This is a genomic window from Streptomyces sp. NPDC107546, from assembly GCF_055639175.1.
In genome coordinates this window covers 247,528-269,201 of sequence record NZ_JBVKBA010000005.1, presented here as the reverse complement: position 1 = coordinate 269,201, position 21,674 = coordinate 247,528, and the positions used below count along the sequence as shown (strand labels likewise).

Here is a 21,674-nt window from a genome sequence, read left to right as displayed (position 1 = left end):
GGAGGACTCCCGTGGGGGCAGGGCGGTTGTACGCCGCTGTCGCGGCCGGTGGTTTCCGGAGGTACGCGACCTACCGGACCGCGACCGCGGCGGGGGTGTTCACCAACACAGTCTTCGGATTGATCTTGGCATACACCTATCTGGCCCTGTGGCACGAACGGCCGCACCTGGGGGGTTACGACGAGGGCCAGGCGCTGACGTACGTGTGGACGGGGCAGGCACTGCTGATGACCGTCTCCGTGATGGGCGGCGGCTTCGAGGACGAGCTGATCGAGCGAATCCGCACCGGTGACATCGCGATCGACCTGTACCGGCCCGCCGACCTGCAGCTGTGGTGGCTGGCCGCGGACGTGGGGCGGGCGCTGTTCCACCTGCTCGGCCGGGGCGTGGTGCCGCTGGTGGTGGGCGCGCTGCTGTTCCCGCTCGCGCTGCCCACGAGCCCGCTGACCTGGCTGGCCTTCCTGGTCGCGGTCGGGTTCGGAGTGGTGGTGAGCTTCGCGATCCGGTTCGTCGTGGCGCTGTGCGCGTTCTGGCTGCTGGACGGGGCGGGCGTGGCCCAGCTGTCCTGGCTGCTGGCGGTCTTCTGCTCGGGCATGCTGCTGCCCCTGAACGTCTTCCCCGGCGCGCTCGGCGAGATCGTCCGTGTGCTGCCCTGGTCGGCGCTGCTCCAGGCCCCCCTGGACGTGCTGCTCGGCACGGCGGATCCCCTGCCCACGTACGCCTTCCAGGGCGCGTGGGCGGTGGTGCTGCTGGCCGCGGGGCGGCTGGTGCAGTCGGCGGCGACCCGGCGGGTGGTGGTGCAGGGTGGCTGAAGGAGACCTCGTCCGCTCGTCGGGCCGGGAGCGTACGGAGGTGTACGGGGACGGGAGGACGTACGGCGACGGGAGGACGTACGGCCGGGTGCGCGAGGGGCTGCGCGCCTACCGTCTGATCACCGCCATGTGGATCCGCTCCACCATGGCCTACCGCGCCTCCTTCGCGATGACCACGTTCGGCAACTTCGCCGGCACCGCGTTGGACTTCGTCGCGATCATGCTGATGTTCTCGCGGATCGACACGCTCGGCGGCTACAGCCTGTCGGAGGTCGCGTTCCTGTACGGCCTGTCCGCGACCGCCTTCGGCTTCGCCGACCTCGCGCTCGGCTCGATGGACCGGTTGGGGCGGCGGGTGCGCGACGGCACGCTGGACACGCTGCTGGTGCGCCCGGTGCCGGTGCTGGCACAGGTCGCCGCGGACCGCTTCGGGCTGCGCCGCCTCGGCCGGATCACCCAGGGGGTGCTGGTCCTCGGGTACGCCGTCGCCGCCCTGGACGTCTCCTGGACCGCGCTGAAGGTGCTGATGGTCCCGCTGGCGCTGGCGAGCGGCGCCGGGATCTTCTGCGCGGTGTTCGTGGCGGGCGCGGCGTTCCAGTTCGTCGCGCAGGACGCCTCCGAGGTGCAGAACTCCTTCACCTACGGCGGGCAGACGCTGTTGCAGTACCCGCCCACCGTGTTCGCGAAGGACTTGCTGCGCGGGGTGACGTTCGTGCTGCCGCTCGCCTTCGTCAACTGGCTGCCCGCGCTGTACGTGCTGGGGCGGCCCTATCCGCTCGACCTGCCGTCCTGGGTCGCCTTCGCCCCGCCGCTGGTCGCGGCGGGCTGCTGCGGGCTGGCGGGGCTGGCGTGGCGGGCGGGACTGCGTTCGTACCGGAGTACGGGGAGCTGAGGGACAACTCATGGACAGCATGAACGGCGGCCCCGTTCACGACGGCCGGCGCGAAGACGGCCGGTTCATCGAACTCGACCGTGTCGAGAAGGTCTTCGACGTGCGCAAGAGGACCGGGTTCCTCAAGAGCGAGCGGCGGCAGGTGCGGGCCGTGGACTCCCTCTCCTTCACCGTGGCACGCGGTGAGATGGTCGGCTACATCGGGCCGAACGGCGCGGGGAAGTCCACCACGATCAAGATGCTGACCGGGATCCTGACCCCGAGCGGCGGCCGGCTGCGGGTCGCCGGCATCGACCCCTCCCGGGAGCGGACCCGGCTCGCGCAGCGCATCGGCGTGGTCTTCGGGCAGCGTACGACCCTGTGGTGGGACCTGCCGCTGATCGACTCCTACCGGCTGATGCACCGCATGTACCGCATCCCGGACGCCCGTTACCGTGAGAACCTCGACCGTCTGGTCGAACTGCTCGAGCTGGGCGCGCTGTTGGACGTGCCGGTGCGGCAGCTGTCGCTGGGCCAGCGGATGCGCGGCGACATCGCGGCGGCGCTGCTGCACGACCCCGAGGTGCTGTACCTGGACGAGCCGACGATCGGGCTGGACGTCATCTCCAAGGCGAAGGTGCGGGAGTTCCTGCGGGAGGTGAACGCCGAGCGCGGTACGACGGTGCTGCTGACCACGCACGACCTGCAGGACATCGAGCAGTTGTGCTCCCGGGTGATGGTCATCGATCACGGCCGCCTGATGTACGACGGCCCGCTCGCCGGGCTGCACGAGGTCGGCGACAGCGAACGCACCCTGGTGGTCGACCTGGAGCGGGAGCTGCCGCCGATCCAGGCGCCGCCCGCGCGCGTGGTGCGGGTGGAGGGGCCGCGGCAGTGGCTCGCGTTCCCGGCGTCACAGTCGGCGGCGCCGCTGGTGGCGCGGGTCGCGGCAGAGTATCCGCTGGTGGACCTGTCGGTGCGGGAGCCGGACATCGAGGCGGTGATCGCGAAGATGTACGCGGAGAAGCACACGGAGGTGCACGCGGGGAAGGGGACCGAGGTACACGCGGAGAAGCACACCGAGGAGGCCGGTGAGGGCCGCGGCGTGGTCCGGGACGCCGCGAACTCGTAGGCTGACGCCCATGACCGACGCTGTGTCACACGGGGGAAGCGACGAGCAGCGGCCGGCGCCGCACACCCCGGTCCCGGATCCGGATCTGCGCGCCTCCGATGCCGATCGTGAACGAGTCGCCGAGGTCCTCAGGGACGCCCTCGCGGAGGGCCGTCTCGACATGGAGGAGTTCGAGGAGCGGCTGGAGGCGACGTACAAGGCGCGGACGTACCGTGAACTGGCGCCGATCACCCGGGACCTGCCGGTCGCGGGTGCCACGCCGCCGGCCGTGTCCCTGACCAAGGAACCGGTGCTGGGCGGCCGTTGGGCCGAGCGGATCACCGGTGGCGAGGGGTCGTCCACGTGGGCGGTCGCCGTGATGTCCGGGTTCCAGCGCACGGGCCGCTGGCGGGTGCCCAGGCGGTTCAACTGCTTCGCCTTCTGGGGCGGCGGTGAGATCGACCTCAGGGAGGCGGACTTCGCGGACCGGGAGGTCGAGATCAACTGCGTGGCGATCATGGGCGGAATGAACGTCATCGTGCCGCCCGGGGTCGAGGTGGTCGTGCGCGGCATCGGCATCATGGGCGGCTTCGACCACCGTGAGGAGGGCGTGCCGGGGGAGCCGGGCGCGCCGCGCGTGGTCATCACCGGGTTCGCGTTCTGGGGCGGGGTCGGCGTCGAGCGCAAGCTGACCAAGGCCGAGCGGCAACGGCTGAAGGAACAGCGGCGCCAGGAGAAGCTGGAACGCAAGGCCGGTCGCGGGGAACTGGAGAACACCCCCCGTGAGGGCCTGGAGGGCCTGTTCGACGCCCACAAGGCGCTCGAGGAGCACCGCGACTGGGTGCGCGAGCGCCGCGAGGAGCGGCAGGAGGAGCACCGCGAGCGCCGTGAGGCGCGGCGCGAGGAACGCGACCGGCGCCGTCACGGCGGCTGGTGAGCGGGATCGCGGCTCGGTGAGCCGGGTTACAGCTCGGCGGGCGCGGCGCCCTTGAGCGAGGTCAGGTCGACGGCCTCCGCCATCCTCCGGAACCCCTTGTCGCTGGGGTGGAGGTGGTCGCCCGAGTCGTAGTCGGAGCGCAGCCGGCGCGGGTCGTAGGGGTCGCGCAGCGCCCGGTCGAAATCGACGACCGCGTCGAACACGGTGCCCGAGCGGATCCGCGCGTTGACGGCCTGGCGCACCTGCTCGCGGTCGGTCCGGTAGACGCGGTGGCCCTTGAACGGCATCAGGGTCGCACCGACGACCTTCAGGCCGCGTGCGTGGGCCTCGTGGACGAGGGTGCGCAGCCCCGCGGTGATCCGGTCCGGGTCGGCCCGGCCGGGGTTGTGGATGATGTCGTTGACGCCGAGGTCGATGACGACCACCTTGAGGTTCGTACGCTCCAGCACGTCGCGGCCGAAACGGCTCAGACCGCTCGGGTTGTCGGCCGGCCGGCCCCCGCCGCTCGCCAGGACCTCGTTACCGCTGATGCCCTCGTTGACCACGCTGTAGCGGGGCACCTCACCCGGTCCGGCCGCCTCCCGCAGCCGCTCGGACAGCACGTCCGTCCAGCGGCGGTCGGCTCCCACGGTGGAGGTGATGCCGTCGGTGATCGAGTCGCCGAGCGCGACGACGGTGCCCGTCGCCTCGTTGCTGAGCAGGTCGAGCGCGGTCAGATAGCGCCAGGAGAGGGTCGGGACGGTGAAGGGGGCGCCGCTGGTGTCCTCGGTGCGGTCGCCCTGGGCCGCGTAGGAGACCTGCTGGGCGTGCCGGTGGTAGGTGACCGGGCCGGACGGGGCGGGGGAGTAGGTGGTCACCAGCACGTCCGCGTCGCGCGGGACGACGATCCGTACGGCGTCGCTGACCACCTGCCCGCCGGGCGCGATGACGACCGAGGGGAGGCCGCCGAAGGTGAGCCGGCGCATGCTGCCGTCGGCCACCCGGGCGGTGTCGTCCGCGGCGGCGAGGGCGATCGAGGCGTGCGTGATGCTCAGCGGCTGTCCGCCGTAGAGATTGGACAGCGTGATGCGGGCACTCGTCCCGCCGACGCCGACGTGTACGACGTTGCGGACGGACCTGCCCGCCAGGCCGGTCGCCCAGGTGCCGGGCTCGGCCCCGGACGGCGAGGCCGCCCAGGCGCCCACCCAGATGCCGGTGGAGGCGGGTTCGGCGGCGTTCGGCGGGGTCGGCCGGCCGGCGGCCGGAGTGTGACGGCGGCCGCCGTCACCGGCCGTGACGCCGATGTATATGGCGGCCGAGACGGTCAGAACGATCGTCAGGACAGCCGCCAGCAGGGCATAACCGTGTTTCCTGGTCATGCGGTTGCGTTGTCTCCTAGGGGAGCGGAGCCCGGGGCTCCGTATTGATCATTCCCATGATGCGTCATGGGGCGGAAGGAAACCGGCGCGGCCCTGGGCCGGCCCCTTGGGGGAAACCCCCGACGTAACCATGGAAAGCCCCCGAATCTTCCCTCTCCGGACAAGACGCCGGGAACTCCTGTTCCGTTCCATGAGTCGGTCGGGAAGGGACAATGTGTACGGGGGACGCGGACGGGTGGAGTGGATGGAACGGACGAAGACGGACGACGAGGTGACGGTGCGGCAGCCGTCCGGCCCGGGCGTCGCCGCCGGCCGGGCGATGACGTCCTTCAGCCCTGCCGACGAGGAGAAGCGCCGGGGTGTACGCCGGATGAAGGGCACGGCGACCGGGCTGCTGCTGCTGGTCGCGGTGGTGTACGCGCTGGCCAGATGGGCGCAGAACACGGGCGCGGGGCCCTGGGCGGGCTATGTGGCGGCGGCGGCCGAGGCGGGCATGGTCGGCGCGCTCGCCGACTGGTTCGCGGTCACGGCCCTCTTCCGTCACCCGCTCGGCCTGCCGATCCCGCACACGGCGATCATCCCGAACAAGAAGGACCAGCTCGGCGTCTCCCTCGGCGAGTTCGTCGGGGAGAACTTCCTGTCCCAGGAGGTCGTAAGGCAGCGGCTGCGCGCCGTCGGCATAGCGAGCCGTCTGGGTGCCTGGCTCGCCGATCCGGAGCACGCCGATCGGGTGACGGCCGAGCTGGCGACGGCCCTGCGCGGGGCCCTGACCGTGCTGCGCGACTCCGACGTCCAGGCGGTGGTCGGCGAGGCCATCACCCGCCGCGCCGACGCCCAGGAGATCGCGCCCGGGCTCGGCAAGCTGCTCGAGCGCGTCGTCGCGGACGGCGGCCACCGACGGATCGTGGACCTGATCTGCGCCCGCGCCCACGACTGGCTCGTCCTGCACGACGACCAGGTGATGGCCGCGGTCCAGGGCGGCGCCCCCGGCTGGACGCCCCGCTTCGTGGACAAGAAGGTCGGTGAGCGGGTCTACAAGGAGCTGCTCCGCTTCGTCACCGAGACGCGGGACGCGCCCACGCACCCCGCGCGCGGCGCCCTCGACCGGTTCCTCGCCGACTTCGCCTCCGACCTGCAGTCCGACACCGACACCCGGGCGCGCGTGGAGCGGCTCAAGGGCGAGGTGCTGGGCCGCGGCGAGGTGCAGGACCTGATCGCCTCCGCCTGGACGGCCGTACGCTCCATGATCGTCTCGGCGGCGGAGGACGAGCGCAGCGAGCTGCGGCTGCGGGTGCGGGCGTCGCTGCTGTCGCTGGGCGCCCGCATGGCCACCGAGCCCAAGACACAGGGCAAGGTGAACTCCTGGGTGGAGGGCGCCGCAGTGCACGTCGTGACCACCTACCGCAAGGAGATCACCTCCCTGATCACGGACACGGTCGCGAGCTGGGACGCCGGCCACACCACCCGCAAGATCGAGGCGCACATCGGCCGCGACCTGCAGTTCATCCGGATCAACGGCACGGTGGTGGGTTCGCTGGCCGGGCTGCTGATCTACACGGTGTCGCGGGCGCTGGGGGCGTAACCGGCGCCGGCGCGGGAACCCGGGGCGCATGCGGCGTCACCCCCGGCGCCCGTGAGGAGGGAGCCATGTCGATCACCGCGCCACGCCCTGGCACGGTCACCACCGCCATACCCGCCCGTCTCGACCGTCTGCCCTGGTCACGCTGGCACTGGACGATCGTGATCGGCCTCGGCACGGTGTGGATCCTCGACGGCCTGGAGGTCACGGTCGTCGGCAACATCGCCAGCCGTCTGTCCGAGCCCGGCAGCGGACTCGCGATCAGCTCGAGCCAGGTCACCGGTCTCGCGGCCGCCCTGTACGTGGCGGGCGCCTGCGTCGGCGCCCTGTTCTGGGGCCGTCTGACCGACCGGTTCGGCCGTAAGAAACTGTTCATGATCACTCTCGCGGTCTATCTCGGCGCCACCGCCCTGACCGCGGTGTCCTTCAACTCCTGGTGGTTCTTCCTCTTCCGCTTCCTGACCGGCTTCGGCATCGGCGGTGAGTACGCGGCCATCAACTCCGCGATCGACGAACTGATCCCGGCGCAGTACCGCGGCCGGGTCGACCTGATCATCAACGGCAGCTTCTGGGTGGGCGCCGTCGGCGGCGCGCTGCTGTCGATCCTCGCCCTGAACACCGCGATCCTGCCGAAGGACGTGGGCTGGCGGCTGACCTTCGCCCTTGGCGTCGTCCTCGGCCTGGTCATCCTGCTGGTACGGCGGCACGTCCCCGAAAGCCCACGCTGGCTGCTGATCCACGGCCGGGAGCAGGAAGCGGAACAGGTCGTCTCCGGCATCGAACAGCGGATCGAGGACGAGCGGGGGGAGCGGCTCCCCGAGGCTGAGGGCACCATCACCATCCACCAGCGCGAGAGCATCGGCTTCGCCACCATCGCCCGCACGGTCTTCCACGACTACCGCAGGCGCTCCGTGCTGGGCTTCTCGCTCTTCATCGGCCAGGCGTTCCTCTACAACGCGATCACGTTCGGCTTCGGCGCGATCCTGACCAAGTTCTTCGACGTGCCCGCCGACCACACCGGCTACTACTTCGCCGTCATCGCGATCGGCAACTTCATGGGCCCGCTGCTGCTCGGCAAGCTCTTCGACACGGTCGGCCGTCGGGTGATGATCTCCTCGACATACCTGATCTCCGGCGTGCTGCTGTTCGGCACGGCCTGGCTGTTCGACCAGGGCTCGCTGAGCGCGGGCACGCTGACGGCCTGCTGGTGCGCGGTGCTGTTCTTCGCCTCGGCGGGCGCCTCCAGCGCCTATCTGACGGTCTCCGAGGTGTTCCCGATGGAGACCAGGGCCATGTCCATCGCCTTCTTCTACGCGATCGGCACCGCGGCCGGCGGTATCAGCGGCCCGATCCTGTTCGCGGACCTCACCGGCACCGGCAAGGTCGCCGACACGGTCCTCGCCTTCCAGATCGGTGCGGCCGTGATGTGCGCGGCGGGCCTGGTCGCGGCCCTGCTCGCGGTACGGGCGGAACGGCGCTCGCTGGAGGACATCGCCCGGCCGCTGACGGCGGCGACGACGACGCGAGGGGCACAGGCGACGCCGTAAGAGGCGGCACCGGTGGCCGCGTAGCGGTGAGGATCTGAGTATCCGTACTCTCCCGACCCCGCCGCTCCGCGGTCACCCTCGTACGTATGACCGAGAAGCTGTTCCGCCCATGCGAAGGCGCCCCTGGCCCGAGCGCTGGCTGATCCGCCTGCTCGGCGCCGCGCTCGCGGCCGGGGCGTACCTCCTGTGCCTGCCGTGGGACCTGCGCAACCGCCCCACGGCCCCCGAGGTCACCGAGGAGACGACCCCCGTGACGGTCGTCGGCGTCCTCCTCCTCGCGCTGGCCCTGCTGCTCCTCGCGGCCTACTTCGGCCACTGGGACGACCTCGGCTGGCCCCTGCTGCTGGTGGCGGGACCCCCGGCCGCGCTGATGCACGTCTCCCTGCGCGCCCATCCGGACCCGGACGCCTCCCTGTGGCCCTTGGCCTGGGGGGCCTTCACGCTGCTGATCGCGGCCGGGGTACTGGTCGCGGCGGGGGTGGCGCGGGCGTTCCGGGGGGAGTGGGCGAAGGAGAGGGAGGAGCTGACGCTCACGAATCCGTTGTGAGGGCCGGGGGCGAGGATGGACGTGGCTGGGCCCTGTTCGGGACCGCTGCGGTGAGCCCGGTCAGCAGGGTCGACGGCCGGGGCCGGGCTCGCCGTCCGCTTGTCCTACCGGGCCCGGTCGGCCTCTCCTAGCCGCGCCGGTCGGCCACGGCCCAGGACGCCAGCGCGACGGCCCCGGCGACCCCGAACACCGACGGCCACGCGCCCACCTTCTTGGCCAGCGGGTGCGACCCGGCGAACGCGGCGACGTACGCGGCGCTCAGCGCCCCGGCCGCCACGCCCCCGGCCTGCCGCCGCCACTGCTGCGCGGCCGCGGCGCCCGCGACGGCCAGTACGGCCCCGCCCAGCTGCCGCTTCCCCGTCCAGCGGGCGACCCCGTACCCGCCGACGAGTCCGCTCGCGGCGACCAGAGCTGTGGGAACCTTCGCCATCGCTGCCTGCCTCCTGATGGTGCGTGTGTGTGATCTGTGTGTGATCGATCGAGGCTAACCCTGCGCGCGGGCGCGTCGCGGCGCGGGGTGTCCACCCGGCGCGCCACCACCGTCTTCCCGCACGCGCCGTCGCGTCCGGCCCCACGCCCCCGACTCACCTGCGCAAACACCATCCTCCCCGCAACTTGAGTCGGAGCTTGTCAACTTTCTGCCTCCGCGCTATATAAGAAGTCGTAAAGGGCATCGCACAGCAGCGCCTCAGGAAGGGAGTGACCTGTGATGCTCATGCGCACCGACCCGTTCCGCGAACTCGACCGGCTCACGCAGCAGGTCTTCGGCAGCACCGCACGCCCCGCGGCGATGCAGATGGACGCCTACCGTTCCGGTGACGAACTCGTCGTCCACTTCGACCTCCCCGGCGTCGACCCCGAGTCGATCGACCTGGACGTCGAACGCCACGTCCTGAACGTCCGCGCCGAACGCCGCACCGCGGCCCCCGAAGGCGCCGACATGGTCGTGGCCGAGCGCCCCACCGGAACCTTCACCCGCCAGCTGTTCCTGGGCGACACCCTGGACACGGAACGCATCGACGCCTCGTACGACGCCGGCGTCCTCACCCTCCGCATCCCCGTCGCCGAGGAGGCCAAGCCGCGCCGCATCCAGATCACGGGCGGCGACAAGCGCAAGCAGCTCAGCAGCTGACGTCCGCCGCGGCAAAAAAGCGCCCGTCCCGTGTCCGAAAACGCCGCGGGACGGGCGACGGCAATCGGGTACCCGGGAGGGGACCGGGTGGGGAAGCGAAACGGAGGAGTACCCGCACGATGAGTACGACCACGACGAGAGCGGCGGCGGCGACCGGAGCGGCGACGACGGGCGCGATCGATACGGCAATCCTGGTGGACGCGCCGAGCGCGGTGGAGGCGACGACGCGGCCCGACTGGTCCAGGCTGGTCGACGCGGTGCAGGAATCCGGCCAGTACACGACCATCAAGGAGGCCGAGCGCATCACCCGTATCGTGCTCCGCGCCCTCGGCGGACATGTGATCGGCGACGAGCGCGTGGAACTGGCCCGCCGCCTCCCCGAGGAAGCGGCGCGTCTGATCGCCTCGCAGATCCCGGTGACACGGCCGCTGACGGCGCCCGAGTTCGTGGACGCGGTGGCGACCCGTATCGAGGGCGCCACACCGGCGACGGCGCGCTGGGACGTCAGCGCGGTCCTCAGCACGCTGCCCGCCCTGGTGGGCGACGACCTGACGACTCGTCTGCTCCGCCAACTCCCCTCCGGGTTCGCGCTGTTGTTCGGAAAGGCGGAACTGGCACCGGCGGTGTGACACCCGCACCCACGCATATGTGATCGCCCCCATGACCGCGGAGCGAGGACCGGCGCCCCCGAGCGACCCGGCTCCTCGCCCCGCGGCGGCAACCGCTCCCTCCCGAAGCGACCCTGGACCGGCCGGCACACCCGCATGCGGCCGCGCGGCCGTCAGCGCGTTCCCGGAAGGCCGGCGAGTGGCGCACATCACACCGATCTGGCCCGCCCGCATGTCACATCCGCACCGGGTCGTCCTGTCCTTGTTGCGTAACCATCGACACGGCAAGGTGTGGGGAGATCACCATGGACGCCCGTCTCAACCTCTTCGGCAACCAGATCGCGGCCAAGTTCCTGAAGCACATCAACTCCGCGGGCAAGGTCGTGTCGGACTCGGTCCTCCCGGCCGCGACCCAGGAACTGGTGAAGATCCGCGCCAGCCAGATCAACGGCTGCGGCTTCTGCACCGACATGCACACCAAGGACGCCGCCCATGCCGGGGAGACCTCCGTCCGCCTCAACCTGATCGCCGCCTGGCGGGAGGCCACGGTCTTCACCGACGCGGAGCGCGCCGCCCTGGAACTGACCGAGCAGGGCACCCGCATCGCCGACGCGGCCGGTGGCGTCACCGACGAGGCGTGGGCGAACGCCGCCAAGTACTACGACGAGGACCAGCTCGCGGCCCTCGTGTCCCTGATCGCCGTGATCAACGCCTACAACCGTCTGAACGTCATCGTCCGGCAGCCGGCGGGGGACTACCGGCCGGGCATGTTCGGCTGACGCTGGGACGCATGGTCTCAAGGGGCGGGTGTCACTCGTGTACGACGAGCGGCTCCCGCCCCTCCATGTGTGCGGCGATGTGCGCGAAGGTGGCGTCCGGCTGCTCGATGTGCGGCAGGTGGCCCGCCTTCGGGACGACCTCGAGCCGGCCGTCACCGAAGGCCTCGGCGTACGCGGCGCCGTAGGCGGGGCTGACGATACGGTCGCTCTCGCCCCAGAGCACAAGGGCGGGAACCCGGACGCGGCCGAGCCGGCGCAGCAGCTTGGGGTCGTGCATGTAGGGGTCGCCGGCCAGGGTGTGCAGGGTGGCCATGTTGGCCTGGCGGACGGCGAATTGGTCGGAGGGAATGCCGGCCGGGTCGACGTAGTGGCGGTCCGGGTCGTGCCAGGAGTGCTCGGCGACGCCGCGGGCGTCGAGGGCGAAGAAGTCGGTGATCGGTTCCGACTCGATGTGCACGCCGACGGCGTCGATCAGGACGAGGCCGCTGATGATCCCGGCCGTGTCGCGCACGGCCATCTCGGCGGCGATCCAGCCGCCGAGCGAGGAGCCGACGACCAGGATGTCGTCCAGCGCACGGTCGCGCAGAAGGTCCAGGTAGGCGAGGGCCAGGTCGTCGACACCGGTGAGCCACGCGGGCCGGTGGGTGCCGTCCCATCCGGGGTGCACGGGCGTGAGGGTGTGCGCGCTCTCGGAGAGGCGCGCGGCCAGACCGGTCATCGTGGCCGGGCCTCCACCGCCGTGCAGGATCAGGACCGGCCTGCCGCGGCCGGCCTCCGACAAGGTGAGGGGCAGGTCGTCGTGGACGACCGCTGTGGTCTCTGTCTGCATGCGACCACAGTAACTAAATATCTTTATTTAAGCTAGCTTAGTCACGAGCGTAGACTTGCATCATGCAGTTCACGCGCGGCGACCTCGGCGACCTTCAAGTCCTCGGCAGAGCGGTCAAGCAAGCCCAGTACCGGCAGCACCGGGCGCTCGACAGCGCCCTCGCGGCCGTCGGGACGACGCTCGCCCAGTGGGACGCCCTTAGGGCGATCAGCCGCTCCCCCGGGGCGTCGGCCCGCGAACTCGCCGCGGCGACCTTCCAGACCGAACAGGCCTTCGGCACCCTCGCGGCCCGCCTGACCACCCAGGGCCTGATCGAGCGCCGCCCGGGCCGCGGCCGCCGCATCGAGCACCACCTGACATCCGCCGGCGAACAGGTCCTGGCGAGGGGAGGCAAGGTCGCCGACGAAGTACTCGCCGAATGCTTCGCCGTCCTGCCGGCGGGGGACCGGGAGACACTCCTCGGCCTGCTCCGGCGACTCAACGGCGAAGAGAGCCCGTAGGTGGAACTGCTGGACGCGCTGGCCGCCCAGCCCTGACACGGGGCGTGCCCAGGTCGACACGCTCGTCGAGCGAACCCTCCCGCTGACGTGACGGCCTCCCGTCAAGAAACCGGGGCACCAGGACCCCATGAAGCCGCAACCACGTTTCACGCTGTCCGCGACCACCCTCGACGCGCCGAACGCCCACGAGCTCGCGCGGTTCTACCAGGACCTGCTCGGCTGGCCGGTGCGGAAGGAAGAGCCGGGCTGGGTCGAGATCGCGCCACCCGACGGCACGGCCGGCCTGTCGTTCCAGACAGAGCCGTCCTACAGGCGCCCACGCTGGCCGTCCACCCCGTCCGACCAGCAGATGATGATGCACCTGGACATCGAGGTGGCCGACCTGCCGACAGCCGTCGAGCACGCCCGCGCGCTGGGCGCCACGGTGGCGGACTTCCAACCCCAGAACGACGTACGCGTCCTGTACGACCCGGCGGGGCACCCGTTCTGTCTCTGGGTACGGAGGTAACGTCCGCGGCCGTCCGGCCGGTCGACCGTGCAGGACCGGGTCGGCCGGGCAGGACGGGCCGGCCGATCTGTTTCACGCGGCGCCGGCCGCCTTGGCCTGGACGGCGGCGATGTAGCGGACCGTGAACACCATCGGGATCACGAACCCGGCGACCTGTATGAGGGTGGCCGTGGTGGAGTGGGCGTTCCCCGCGTGCGCGACGACGGCGAGCGCGATGGCGGTCAGGGCGAAGGCGGCGGTCCACACGGCGGTGATGACGACGTTGGTCCGGATGAAGGGCCTCAGCCCCGCCGGATCGTCCTGGAGTACGGCCTGCGGTTCAACGCCATGCGCCGCGACTGGGCGGAATGGGCGGCCGGGCAGATCACGTAGGCCCGGCCGCTTCTCGGTGACCCCTGAGGTGCCGGCGCCCGGGCGGTGCCGGGCGCCGAAACGCCGAAGGCGGCGCACACCCGGACCACGGGCGTGCGCCGCCCTTTACGCTCCGTGTCATGCTATTCGAGGACCGGCCACAGACAGACCGTCGCGATGACGCAGCCGGTGAACGAGAAGGCCACCCAGTACAGGCTCACCACGTCGAACGGGACCTTTTCCCAGGGCTTCTGCTGCTGCTCGACGATGTCGGCCATCACCCTCTTCCGCACCGGGACCAGCATGACGACGAACGTGAGCAGGACGCAGCTGTACAAGTACAGCGTGTGGGAGAGGGAGTAACCCCTCACCACGGCCGCGGGCACGAAGAAGACCAGGCCGACGAAGGGCGCCACGGACACGCGCTGTTTCGCCTTGGGGGTGGGCATGCACCAGCGCATCGCCACCAGGTAGACGATGGTGGCGGCGCCGGCGATGAGGACCCAGCCGTCCGTGGTGACGTGAGCTCTTACCATGGCGTCAGGTCATGCCAGGTGTCACTGACGGCGTCACCCACGGCCTTTCCGGCGGAGACGATGGCACCGGTGGCCGGCGACAGGGCCGCCGTACCGACGCGCTGGATCTGGGCGCCGACGGACAGTGCGCCGTGTTCGAGCGGGCCGAGGGCGTCGCCTATCACCCCGCCGAACTTGCCCCACGGAAGGCCGGTGGTGAAGACACCCACGGCCACACCGAACGCCGAGTTCAGGCAGTCCGCGGAGAACGGCCCTTCGGCGAACCCGTAGATGACGGTGCTGGCCACACCGGTGATCAGGGAGACGCCGCCGAAGACGCCGTAGAGGACCTCGCCCGCCGGCGGGGGCACCAGCAGCGACAGGGCGGCGGCGTAGCCCGTGTACGTGGAGATGGTGCCGAGCGTGTCGGCGACACCCTTCCAGTCCTTCGCCGTGCCGCCCAGAAACCTGTACGGTTCCTTCGCCGCGTCGTTGTCGGCGTTGTCCGCCTGATCGACGCCGTTCTGCTTGGCCTTCGCGGCCGCTTCCGCGGCCGCCTTGGCCGCCGCGATCTGCTCCTGCCTGCGCTTGGTGGCGGCGATGTGCTTCGCCTCGGACGCGGCCTTCGCCGCCGTCGTTGCGTCTTTGCCGGCCTGGAGCGCGGACGCGGCGGCCGCATTGGCGGAAGCCTGCGCGTTGTTGGCGGAGATGGTCGCCGCTGCCGCGGCGGCGGTCGCCTGGTTCGCCGAGTAGTTGGCGCGCCGTGAGGCGCCCCGGGCGGCCAGCGCCGCGCTCTTCGCCTTGTCGGCGGAGGCCTGGGCGTCGGCCGCGGACTTCTCCGCGGCGTCCGCGTTCGCCTGCGCCTGCTGCTTGTACGTCTGCGCCTTGGCGGCGGAGTTCGTGGCGGCGGTGGCCCACTTCTGCGCCTCGTCCGACGCCTTGCGCGCCTCCGCCGCGACCTTCTGCGCGTAGGCCGCGTTCGTCGTCGCGTCCTGCGCCAGCTTGGCGGCGTGCGCCAGCAAGGCCTGCATCGCCGCGATGTGGGCGGCGGAGTCCGCGTCGAGCTGCAGCGTCCGCTGGTAGACGGTGGAGACGAAGTTGCGGCGCATCCAGCTCGGGCCCTCGAGCGCCACGGTCGCCATCATCTTGGTGTACGGGCCCGCGGAGCCGATGGCCAAGAAGACGGCCACGTTGTCGTCCTCGGCCTGAGCCGGCGCGTACTTGACGGTGAAGAACTCGTGCACCGCCTTGGCCGACCCGTCGTTGAGCGCGTCGTTCGCCGCCTGCCTGACGGCGTTGCCGGGGTTGTTGCCGAGGATCCGGAAGATCGCCGCAGTCTGGTCCTCCTTGGCCGCCTCGATCGCGCCGGTGGTCAGGAAGGCGGTGGGTGCGGCCTCGTCCGTGGACTCCAGGGCCGCCTGTGCCGCGGCCGCCACACCGGCTGTGGAGACGGTGCTCAGGAAGAGGACGGTCTCGCGGTCGTCCTGCTTCTGCGCGATGGTCCGGTCGGTGTCGATCCAGGTCAGGATCGACTCGTCACCGGCGGCGAGCGCGAACGCCGCGGCCTCGCGGGTCCAGGTGCCGTGCGACGACAGCAGAGCGAGGCAGGCCTTGCGGCCGTGGCCGACGGCGGTCGGGTGGTCGCCGTCCTTGAACGCCTTCTCGGCCGCCGCGATCAGGTCCAGCGTGGCCGAGTCCGTGGCCTGCTGCTGGGTCAGCTGGTTGCGGGCCGCTTCGTTGTCCCGCTGCTCGAGCGCGGCGAGCGCGGCGGCGTCGGCCTTGCCCTGCTCGGTGTACTCGTCGAGCTTGGCCAGCTCCGCGTCGCGCGCCTTCTGCTCCACGTCCCGCGCGTCCAGGACAGCCTTGACCGCGGCATCGGCCGCCGCCTGGGCGTCGTTGGCGTATGCGGTGGACTTGTTGGCGAAGTCGAGCGCCTGCCCCGCGTACTTGACCGCCTCGTCGGCCGCGGCGGCCGCCTTCTCCGCGTGGTCGGCCGCGGAGTTGGCCGCGTCGCGGGCGGCCCCGGCGGCGTTCGCCGCGGTGTTGGCCAGGGACTGCGCGGAGGAGGCGGCCCTGGTGGCGCGTGCGGCCTGGGCGTCGGCCTCGGCGGCGGCGGCGCGCGCGGCGGCGGCCTCGGAGTTGGCCGCGCCGGCGGCGGTGGCGGCAGTGGCCGAGGCGTTCGCGGCGGCGGCGGAGTCACGGGCGGCGGCGGCAGCCGAGTTGCCGGCCGCGACCGACTGGTCGGAGGCGATCTTGGCGGCGTCGGCGGCCTTGGCGGCGGTACGCGCCTTGGCAGCGGCGTTGCGGGCGGCGATCGCGGCGTCCTTCGCGGCCGCCGTCTTCGACGCGTCCTTGGAGGCGGCCATGGCGGCCTGGTACGCGGCGGACGCGGCGTAGGCGGCCGTGGCGGCGGCGGACGTCGCGGCGTGCGCGGCCCAGGCGGCCTTGCGGGCCGCGGTCTGGGCGGCGTACGAGGCGGAGATGGCGATGGAGGCGGCGTTGGCCGCGCCCTTGGCGGCGCTCGCGGCCTTGCGGGCGGCGGCAGCGGACTTGGCGACGTCCCCCTTGGCGGCCTGCGCCTCGTCGGCGGCCTCCAGCGCGGCCTTCTTGGCCTCGGCGGCGGCGGTCTTCGCCTTGTCCGACTCCTCCTTCGCCTTCTCCGTCGACAACTGGGCACGCTTGGACTGCCGTTCGGTGACCGCGACGAGCTGCTCGATGGTGGCGGCCTCGTCGTCCCGGGCCCGGGCGATGTTCTGCCCGATCTCCAGGAACCAGCGGATGGCGTCGGCGCCACCGTCGTCCAGGGCGCGCCGCGCGTACTTGGTGAGCTCGGGCCCGGCACCCTTGAGGATCTTGAAGACCTCGACGGTCTCGTCCTCCAGACGCGCGGAGAACTGGGTGTCGGTGATGAACTTCAGCAGCGCGTCGCCGGAACCGTCGTTGACGGCGGTGTCCGCGGCCGCCTGCACGCCACTGCCGCCCAACGACTTCAGCGTGAGGGCGAGGACCCGCATGTCCTCCATCTGCGCCGTCCTGTACCCACCGGCGAGGAAGGCCGAGATCTCGGCGTCCCCCGCCTCCAGCACACGGGAGATCTCGGCGGTCGTGCCCTTGCCGGCGAGAGAGAGCGTCTTGAAGACGGCGGCCCGGTTGTCCTCGGCGATGGCGGCCGGCAACGCCGAGGTGAGGAACGCCTCGACGTCCGCGTCGGTGCCGGCGAGCGCGGCGGCCGCCGCGGCCTTGGTCGCCTTGCCGCCGCCCTGCCACGCGGCGACGGCCTTGGCCCGCGGTGTGTCGGGGAGCGAGGGGATGTCGGGGGTCCCACTCGTGTCGGCGAAGGCCCGGGGCGCCTTGGTCAGCGGCAGCGCCGACGCTGCCGCGGTGGCAGCCGCCACAGTCAGGAGGCGCCGTCTGCTCCAGAAAGTTGTCTGCATATGTGTGTCGTCCTCAAGGTGCTGACTGACAGGGCGAAGTGGCTGGCGGCACGCGACACCGATGGGCGGACATCTCGTCGAGGCCGGTGGAGGGCGAGGAGGCAACCGCGGCGGGCGCCCTGGGCGTACGGTCCTGCGGCCCTTGGCAGCTGTGACCGTGCCGCTTGAGTGCAGGCCGCTCCATATCGGCGCACGGTGACTTTCCCCCATCACTTCTCCTGTGCGCCAACCGAAAGGGGATCCTCACACAGTTTTTCGGTGCAAGCAAAGGAGAACAGATAAATGACCGGCAGGTCCTCCCGATCCGGCCCGGTTGTCCGAATGCTGCGACATCCGGGAATCACCGAAGGACTCATCGGGCGCGAACGGTTTTCCTTGCCTGATCTTTACAGGGATCAAGGCAACCCGTTATTCTGGCACATCACCTTCACCGTTTCTTCACAATGACCAATGCAGCCACCCAGATATTTCAGATTTCTACAACTTTCTTGTCTGCTTTTGGCGTGGTTGTCCGTTTCGCCTTGCTGGACAGGTGAACAACCGGGAGTTAACGTGTTCAGGTCACACGCTGGCGGCAGAGGTGTCCCAATCCCTCTGCGGCCGTCCCGTGCAGGATGAATGGAATCGCGCTGGAGATGCTTGCGCCGGCTCTCCTCGCCCTCGTTTCTGCATACGGCAAGCCAAGGATCATCTCGATCAGCTTTATCTGCCACGTGCAGGCTTTCGAGTGTCCGACTCGGGAAATGACCCTTCCTGACGGCTCCCCGCGTGTGCGTGACACCAGGTCCATGGAGGGGGAACACGTGGAGTCATCGCTGATCTTCGATGCGCCGTTCGGCAAGTCGGCCGTCTGTGGCATGACGGGGACCCAAGGCGAAGCGAACGGCCCGCATTCTCAACCGGGTTGAACCGCGACGGCGCCGCCCGCGGGTGGCGGACGCGCTCCGGCCGCAGGAGCCGCCGGGTGAAACGCCACGCTCGGCGGCAGGGCCGGCTCACCGTCGCCCAGCCCCATCCCGGCCTCTTCACCACATTCTCGCCGGCACCTGCCTCGAACCCGAACCGAGCGTCAAGCCCGCGGTCAAAGGCAGGACCGGTGGATCGAGGACCCGACCACGAAAACCAGTAAGGCGGTGGTGGCCAGAAAAACGGTGGCTGCTCGCACAACGAGGTGACTAAAACCCTTACACGGGCGGCGACAGTCCTTTCGTCGTGTGACACACGCCATGCGGGACTCTTGCAAAGTAACCTTTTTTCCACTCTTCGTCCGGTGGACAGCGATCAACAATTCCAGCTTGGATGAACGAGACTGCGGGTGAGTTTCACGCTGTGATCCCCAGAAGGGGTCTCTCCCGTCGATGGCCCATTTCCGGGGGGCGATTCCATGACCATGTGCATTTCTGAGGGTGCTCATTTCGCGCCGACTTCCGCCACCCGGCCCGTCGCAGCCCGACGTACGTACTGAACGCGTTCTGGCGTACCCATCAGAATCAACCCATAGGACTTCAATGAAGGCGCGTAGCGCAATCGCGGCAAGGCCGAGGAACAAGAGATTCGTCGGTACCGTGCTGGCAGCAGCAGTGGCCGGCGCGCTGACCTGGCTGGCCCTCCCGGGCGGCACCTCCGCCTCCGGGAACTCCGGAACACAGGCGGCCGCGCCCGTCGCCGGTGAAGCCCCCGGCTACGCCGTGGAGAACTTCAACTACCCGCAGGCGGACAAGATCCTGGCGGAGAAGCACATCGTCCTCAAACGGGGCGACGGACACATCACGCTCGCCGACTGCGTGAGCGGAACGGGGCAGCTCGAGGTCTGGGCGCGCAGCAGGGACAAGATCTGTTTCCAGGTCACCGGCAACTCCGGCTGGCTCACCCTGGAGATCCCCTCCGTCTACGGGATCAAGGGCAACGACTACGCGACGCAGGTGGACATGACCACCGGCACGGAGCAGAAGTCCTTCGACGTCGACAAGAACGCCTGGACCGCGGTCGGGGAGAGCGCCGACGACCAGGGCCGTGCGTTCATGCTCGTGGAGATCAGGTCCTCCAAGTAGCCCGTGTGCAGCCTCCGTTGCCCCGTTCCGCCGGCGGCCGGTCATCGGCCCCGCAGACCTCACTCCCAGGAATTCACGTCATGCGACACACCAGACACGTGCGCGTTGCCGCACTCGTCGCCGCACTCCTCGCCGGCCCGGCCGCTCTGTGCGCCCCGCCCGCGTCCGCCGTCACCGGCCCTGCCCCCACCGACGACAGTTACGCCTTCACCGCCCGTCTGGACATAGGGGACGGCCTGCGTGCCTGTTCCGCGGTACTGGTGGCGCCGCAGTGGATCGCCGCGTCCGCGCACTGCTTCGCCGCGGACGACGCGACCCAGGTGACCCCCGGCAAGCCGAAGTGGAAGACCACGGCCACCATCGGCCGCACCGATCTGACCACCACCGGTGGCCAGACCCGTGACGTGGTCGAACTCGTCCCCCGGGATGACCGGGACCTGGTGCTGGGCCGTCTGGCTTCACCGACCACCGGGATCACGCCGGTCGCGTTCGCCAGCACCGCACCCGCCGCCGGCGAGGAGCTGACGGCGGCCGGATACGGCCGCACCAAGGACGAGTGGGCACCGCTCAAACTCCACACCGCGACCTTCACCGTCGACTCCGTGAACGGCACGACGATCGCCATGCACGGCAAGACGGCGGGGGACGCCATCTGCGCCGGCGACGCGGGCGGGCCGATCGTGCGGCAGAAGGACGGCAGGACCGAACTGGTCGCCCTCAGCAGCCAGTCCTACCAGGGCGGCTGCTTCGGGATCGACTCGTCCGAGACCCGCACCGACGCCGTCTCCACCCGGCTGGACAACGTCGCCCACGGCAACACGCTCGCGGCCGGCACCGTGCTGAGGGCGGGCGACAGCCTGACCTCCAACGCCGCCCGGCTGACCCTGCAGTCCGACGGCAACCTGGTCGTGGTCTCCAACGCGGGCACCACCAGGTGGTCCACCAAGACCGGGGGTCACCCCGGCGCGACCGCCCGCTTCGACGCCAACGGGAACCTCGCCGTCGTCGACACCGACGGCACCACCGTCCTGTGGCAGTCCAGAACCACGGCTCCCGGTGGCAAGGCGGTTCTGCAGGACCGCGGCAACTTCGTCATCTACAACGCCAACGGCGAGTCGCAGTGGGCCGCGGGCACCACCGTCCGCCACGACTACACCGGCGACGGCCGCAGCGACATGGCCGACTGGTACGACTACGCCGACGGCAGCGACCAGATCCACATGTTCCCCGCCACCCCCGACGGCGGCTTCGGCGCCCCCGCCCGCGGCTGGCAGACCCCCGCAGGCAACTACGTGGCCTCCCACATGAAGAGGGTCACCGGTGACTTCAACGGGGACGGCATCGCCGACGTGGCTGCCTTCTACGGGTACGACAGCGGCGAAGTCGCCCTGATCACCTGGATCGGCAAGGGAGACGGCACCTTCGCCGCTCCCCAGTTCTCCTGGAAGGCCACCTCCGGCTGGACCTTCTCCCGGATGACCGTCAACGCCGGTGACTTCAACGGCGACGGCCGCGACGACATCGCCGTCTGGTACGACTACGCCGACGGCAGTGACAAGCTGCAGACCTTCCTCGCCAAGCCCGACGGAGGCTTCAACGCCCCGTTCTCCTCGTTCCAGCGCACGGACGGCTGGACGGCCACGAACATGAAGTTCGTCACCGGCGACTTCAACGGCGACGGCCGCGACGACCTCGCCGCCCTCTACGGCTACGCCACCGGTGAGGTCAAGTTCTTCACCTTCCCCGCCAAGCCCGACGGCGGCTTCGGCGAGCCCGTGGCCGGCTGGAACTCGCCGACCGGATGGACCTTCGCCAGGGCCACCGTCCTTTCCGGGGACTTCGACGGCGACGGCCGTGACGACGTCGCGGTCTGGTACGACTACGCCGACGGCCACGACGCGGTGATCGGCTTCACCCCCACCGGCCCCTCCGGCCAGTTGGGCAACCGCACCGACCTGTGGACCACCGCCGCCGGCGACTACTACCGGGATCACATGCAGCTCGTGACCGGGGACTTCAACGGTGACGGCCGCGACGACCTCGCCACCTTCTACGGCTACGCCGACGGTTCGGTGAAGACCATCACCTGGACCACCAAGGCCGACGGAACCCTCAACGGGCCCGCGGGGAGCTGGACCGCCGCCCCGGGCAACTGGACCTTCGACCGGGTCCACATGATCGAGCGCTACAACAGCCCCTCGTAAC

20 protein-coding genes are annotated in these 21,674 nt (G+C 70.6%); 14 read left to right on the top strand and 6 right to left on the bottom strand.

Annotated features, from left to right (window positions below; genetic code table 11):
• Positions 1 to 11: 11 nt before the first annotated feature.
• From ACZ7L1_RS09950 to ACZ7L1_RS09935, 4 genes are read left to right on the top strand one after another with little or no spacing between them, the layout of a single operon-like run.
• Positions 12 to 812 carry an ABC transporter permease gene (locus ACZ7L1_RS09950; RefSeq protein ID WP_471435768.1) on the top strand — a complete coding sequence of 267 codons (801 nt, stop codon included), beginning with the start codon at positions 12 to 14 and terminating at the stop codon, positions 810 to 812.
• 40 nt (positions 813 to 852) lie between these two features.
• Positions 853 to 1,704, top strand: coding sequence for an ABC transporter permease (locus tag ACZ7L1_RS09945; RefSeq protein ID WP_471435919.1), 852 nt, complete (start codon positions 853 to 855; stop codon positions 1,702 to 1,704).
• 10 nt (positions 1,705 to 1,714) lie between these two features.
• Complete coding sequence (locus ACZ7L1_RS09940; protein ID WP_471435766.1) at positions 1,715 to 2,815, top strand: ABC transporter ATP-binding protein; 1,101 nt, start codon at positions 1,715 to 1,717, stop codon at positions 2,813 to 2,815.
• Between the two features lie 10 nt (positions 2,816 to 2,825).
• Entirely contained in the window at positions 2,826 to 3,731 is a 906-nt protein-coding gene (locus tag ACZ7L1_RS09935; protein ID WP_471435765.1) for a DUF1707 SHOCT-like domain-containing protein, read from the top strand.
• A gap of 26 nt (positions 3,732 to 3,757) precedes the next feature.
• Here ACZ7L1_RS09935 and ACZ7L1_RS09930 read toward each other — a convergent pair whose 3' ends face one another.
• Positions 3,758 to 5,089: an SGNH/GDSL hydrolase family protein gene (locus ACZ7L1_RS09930; RefSeq protein ID WP_471435763.1), complete on the bottom strand. Its 1,332-nt coding sequence runs from the start codon at positions 5,087 to 5,089 to the stop codon at positions 3,758 to 3,760.
• Between the two features lie 244 nt (positions 5,090 to 5,333).
• On the opposite strand from ACZ7L1_RS09930, the gene ACZ7L1_RS09925 reads away from it, so the two are divergent.
• From ACZ7L1_RS09925 to ACZ7L1_RS09915, 3 genes are all read left to right on the top strand, one after another.
• Positions 5,334 to 6,671, top strand: coding sequence for a DUF445 domain-containing protein (locus ACZ7L1_RS09925; RefSeq protein WP_471435762.1), 1,338 nt, complete (start codon positions 5,334 to 5,336; stop codon positions 6,669 to 6,671).
• Positions 6,672 to 6,736: 65 nt separating this feature from the next.
• A complete protein-coding gene (locus ACZ7L1_RS09920; RefSeq protein ID WP_471435761.1) occupies positions 6,737 to 8,215 on the top strand; it encodes an MFS transporter in 1,479 nt (492 codons plus the stop codon).
• Between the two features lie 109 nt (positions 8,216 to 8,324).
• On the top strand, positions 8,325 to 8,762 hold the full coding sequence (locus tag ACZ7L1_RS09915; protein WP_471435760.1) for a hypothetical protein: 438 nt from the start codon (positions 8,325 to 8,327) through the stop codon (positions 8,760 to 8,762).
• 127 nt (positions 8,763 to 8,889) lie between these two features.
• Here the strand turns inward: ACZ7L1_RS09915 and ACZ7L1_RS09910 are convergent, their stop codons facing one another.
• Positions 8,890 to 9,192 carry a hypothetical protein gene (locus ACZ7L1_RS09910; protein ID WP_471435759.1) on the bottom strand — a complete coding sequence of 101 codons (303 nt, stop codon included), beginning with the start codon at positions 9,190 to 9,192 and terminating at the stop codon, positions 8,890 to 8,892.
• Between the two features lie 279 nt (positions 9,193 to 9,471).
• On the opposite strand from ACZ7L1_RS09910, the gene ACZ7L1_RS09905 reads away from it, so the two are divergent.
• From ACZ7L1_RS09905 to ACZ7L1_RS09895, 3 genes are all read left to right on the top strand, one after another.
• Positions 9,472 to 9,894, top strand: coding sequence for an Hsp20/alpha crystallin family protein (locus tag ACZ7L1_RS09905; protein WP_471435758.1), 423 nt, complete (start codon positions 9,472 to 9,474; stop codon positions 9,892 to 9,894).
• 194 nt (positions 9,895 to 10,088) lie between these two features.
• Positions 10,089 to 10,523, top strand: coding sequence for a DUF2267 domain-containing protein (locus ACZ7L1_RS09900; protein ID WP_471435917.1), 435 nt, complete (start codon positions 10,089 to 10,091; stop codon positions 10,521 to 10,523).
• A gap of 284 nt (positions 10,524 to 10,807) precedes the next feature.
• On the top strand, positions 10,808 to 11,281 hold the full coding sequence (locus tag ACZ7L1_RS09895; RefSeq protein ID WP_471435756.1) for a carboxymuconolactone decarboxylase family protein: 474 nt from the start codon (positions 10,808 to 10,810) through the stop codon (positions 11,279 to 11,281).
• 31 nt (positions 11,282 to 11,312) lie between these two features.
• Here the strand turns inward: ACZ7L1_RS09895 and ACZ7L1_RS09890 are convergent, their stop codons facing one another.
• Positions 11,313 to 12,110 (bottom strand): alpha/beta fold hydrolase, encoded by a 798-nt coding sequence (locus ACZ7L1_RS09890; protein WP_471435754.1) that lies wholly within the window; start codon positions 12,108 to 12,110, stop codon positions 11,313 to 11,315.
• Positions 12,111 to 12,172: 62 nt separating this feature from the next.
• On the opposite strand from ACZ7L1_RS09890, the gene ACZ7L1_RS09885 reads away from it, so the two are divergent.
• Positions 12,173 to 12,610 carry a MarR family winged helix-turn-helix transcriptional regulator gene (locus ACZ7L1_RS09885; protein ID WP_471435752.1) on the top strand — a complete coding sequence of 146 codons (438 nt, stop codon included), beginning with the start codon at positions 12,173 to 12,175 and terminating at the stop codon, positions 12,608 to 12,610.
• Between the two features lie 127 nt (positions 12,611 to 12,737).
• Positions 12,738 to 13,118, top strand: a complete 381-nt coding sequence (locus tag ACZ7L1_RS09880; protein ID WP_471435750.1) for a VOC family protein — start codon at positions 12,738 to 12,740, stop codon at positions 13,116 to 13,118.
• Positions 13,119 to 13,190: 72 nt separating this feature from the next.
• On the opposite strand, the gene ACZ7L1_RS09875 is transcribed toward ACZ7L1_RS09880, so the two are convergent.
• The 3 genes from ACZ7L1_RS09875 to ACZ7L1_RS09865 all read right to left on the bottom strand — a co-directional run bounded on the left by ACZ7L1_RS09875 (position 13,191) and on the right by ACZ7L1_RS09865 (position 17,418).
• Positions 13,191 to 13,364 carry a hypothetical protein gene (locus ACZ7L1_RS09875; protein WP_471435749.1) on the bottom strand — a complete coding sequence of 58 codons (174 nt, stop codon included), beginning with the start codon at positions 13,362 to 13,364 and terminating at the stop codon, positions 13,191 to 13,193.
• Positions 13,365 to 13,612: 248 nt separating this feature from the next.
• Positions 13,613 to 14,005, bottom strand: a complete 393-nt coding sequence (locus tag ACZ7L1_RS09870; protein WP_471435747.1) for a hypothetical protein — start codon at positions 14,003 to 14,005, stop codon at positions 13,613 to 13,615.
• Positions 13,999 to 17,418, bottom strand: a complete 3,420-nt coding sequence (locus ACZ7L1_RS09865) for an ALF repeat-containing protein (protein WP_471435745.1) — start codon at positions 17,416 to 17,418, stop codon at positions 13,999 to 14,001. Before ACZ7L1_RS09865 ends, ACZ7L1_RS09870 begins: the two co-directional genes overlap by 7 nt.
• Before the next feature lie 1,508 nt (positions 17,419 to 18,926).
• On the opposite strand from ACZ7L1_RS09865, the gene ACZ7L1_RS09860 reads away from it, so the two are divergent.
• Positions 18,927 to 19,469, top strand: a complete 543-nt coding sequence (locus ACZ7L1_RS09860; RefSeq protein ID WP_471435743.1) for a hypothetical protein — start codon at positions 18,927 to 18,929, stop codon at positions 19,467 to 19,469.
• Positions 19,470 to 19,549: 80 nt separating this feature from the next.
• A complete protein-coding gene (locus ACZ7L1_RS09855; RefSeq protein WP_471435741.1) occupies positions 19,550 to 21,673 on the top strand; it encodes an FG-GAP-like repeat-containing protein in 2,124 nt (707 codons plus the stop codon).
• Position 21,674: the final 1 nt, after the last annotated feature.

What these genes read in the sequence shown, in the direction of transcription:
- ACZ7L1_RS09940 (WP_471435766.1), top strand. Translation starts at nt 1,715, where the DNA reads ATGGACAGCATGAACGGCGGCCCCGTTCACGACGGCCGGCGCGAAGAC.
- ACZ7L1_RS09935 (WP_471435765.1), top strand. Translation starts at nt 2,826, where the DNA reads ATGACCGACGCTGTGTCACACGGGGGAAGCGACGAGCAGCGGCCGGCG.
- ACZ7L1_RS09930 (WP_471435763.1), bottom strand. Translation starts at nt 5,089, where the DNA reads ATGACCAGGAAACACGGTTATGCCCTGCTGGCGGCTGTCCTGACGATC.
- ACZ7L1_RS09925 (WP_471435762.1), top strand. Translation starts at nt 5,334, where the DNA reads ATGGAACGGACGAAGACGGACGACGAGGTGACGGTGCGGCAGCCGTCC.
- ACZ7L1_RS09920 (WP_471435761.1), top strand. Translation starts at nt 6,737, where the DNA reads ATGTCGATCACCGCGCCACGCCCTGGCACGGTCACCACCGCCATACCC.
- ACZ7L1_RS09915 (WP_471435760.1), top strand. Translation starts at nt 8,325, where the DNA reads ATGCGAAGGCGCCCCTGGCCCGAGCGCTGGCTGATCCGCCTGCTCGGC.
- ACZ7L1_RS09910 (WP_471435759.1), bottom strand. Translation starts at nt 9,192, where the DNA reads ATGGCGAAGGTTCCCACAGCTCTGGTCGCCGCGAGCGGACTCGTCGGC.
- ACZ7L1_RS09905 (WP_471435758.1), top strand. Translation starts at nt 9,472, where the DNA reads ATGCTCATGCGCACCGACCCGTTCCGCGAACTCGACCGGCTCACGCAG.
- ACZ7L1_RS09895 (WP_471435756.1), top strand. Translation starts at nt 10,808, where the DNA reads ATGGACGCCCGTCTCAACCTCTTCGGCAACCAGATCGCGGCCAAGTTC.
- ACZ7L1_RS09890 (WP_471435754.1), bottom strand. Translation starts at nt 12,110, where the DNA reads ATGCAGACAGAGACCACAGCGGTCGTCCACGACGACCTGCCCCTCACC.
- ACZ7L1_RS09885 (WP_471435752.1), top strand. Translation starts at nt 12,173, where the DNA reads ATGCAGTTCACGCGCGGCGACCTCGGCGACCTTCAAGTCCTCGGCAGA.
- ACZ7L1_RS09880 (WP_471435750.1), top strand. Translation starts at nt 12,738, where the DNA reads ATGAAGCCGCAACCACGTTTCACGCTGTCCGCGACCACCCTCGACGCG.
- ACZ7L1_RS09870 (WP_471435747.1), bottom strand. Translation starts at nt 14,005, where the DNA reads ATGGTAAGAGCTCACGTCACCACGGACGGCTGGGTCCTCATCGCCGGC.
- ACZ7L1_RS09865 (WP_471435745.1), bottom strand. Translation starts at nt 17,418, where the DNA reads ATGCAGACAACTTTCTGGAGCAGACGGCGCCTCCTGACTGTGGCGGCT.
- ACZ7L1_RS09860 (WP_471435743.1), top strand. Translation starts at nt 18,927, where the DNA reads ATGAAGGCGCGTAGCGCAATCGCGGCAAGGCCGAGGAACAAGAGATTC.
- ACZ7L1_RS09855 (WP_471435741.1), top strand. Translation starts at nt 19,550, where the DNA reads ATGCGACACACCAGACACGTGCGCGTTGCCGCACTCGTCGCCGCACTC.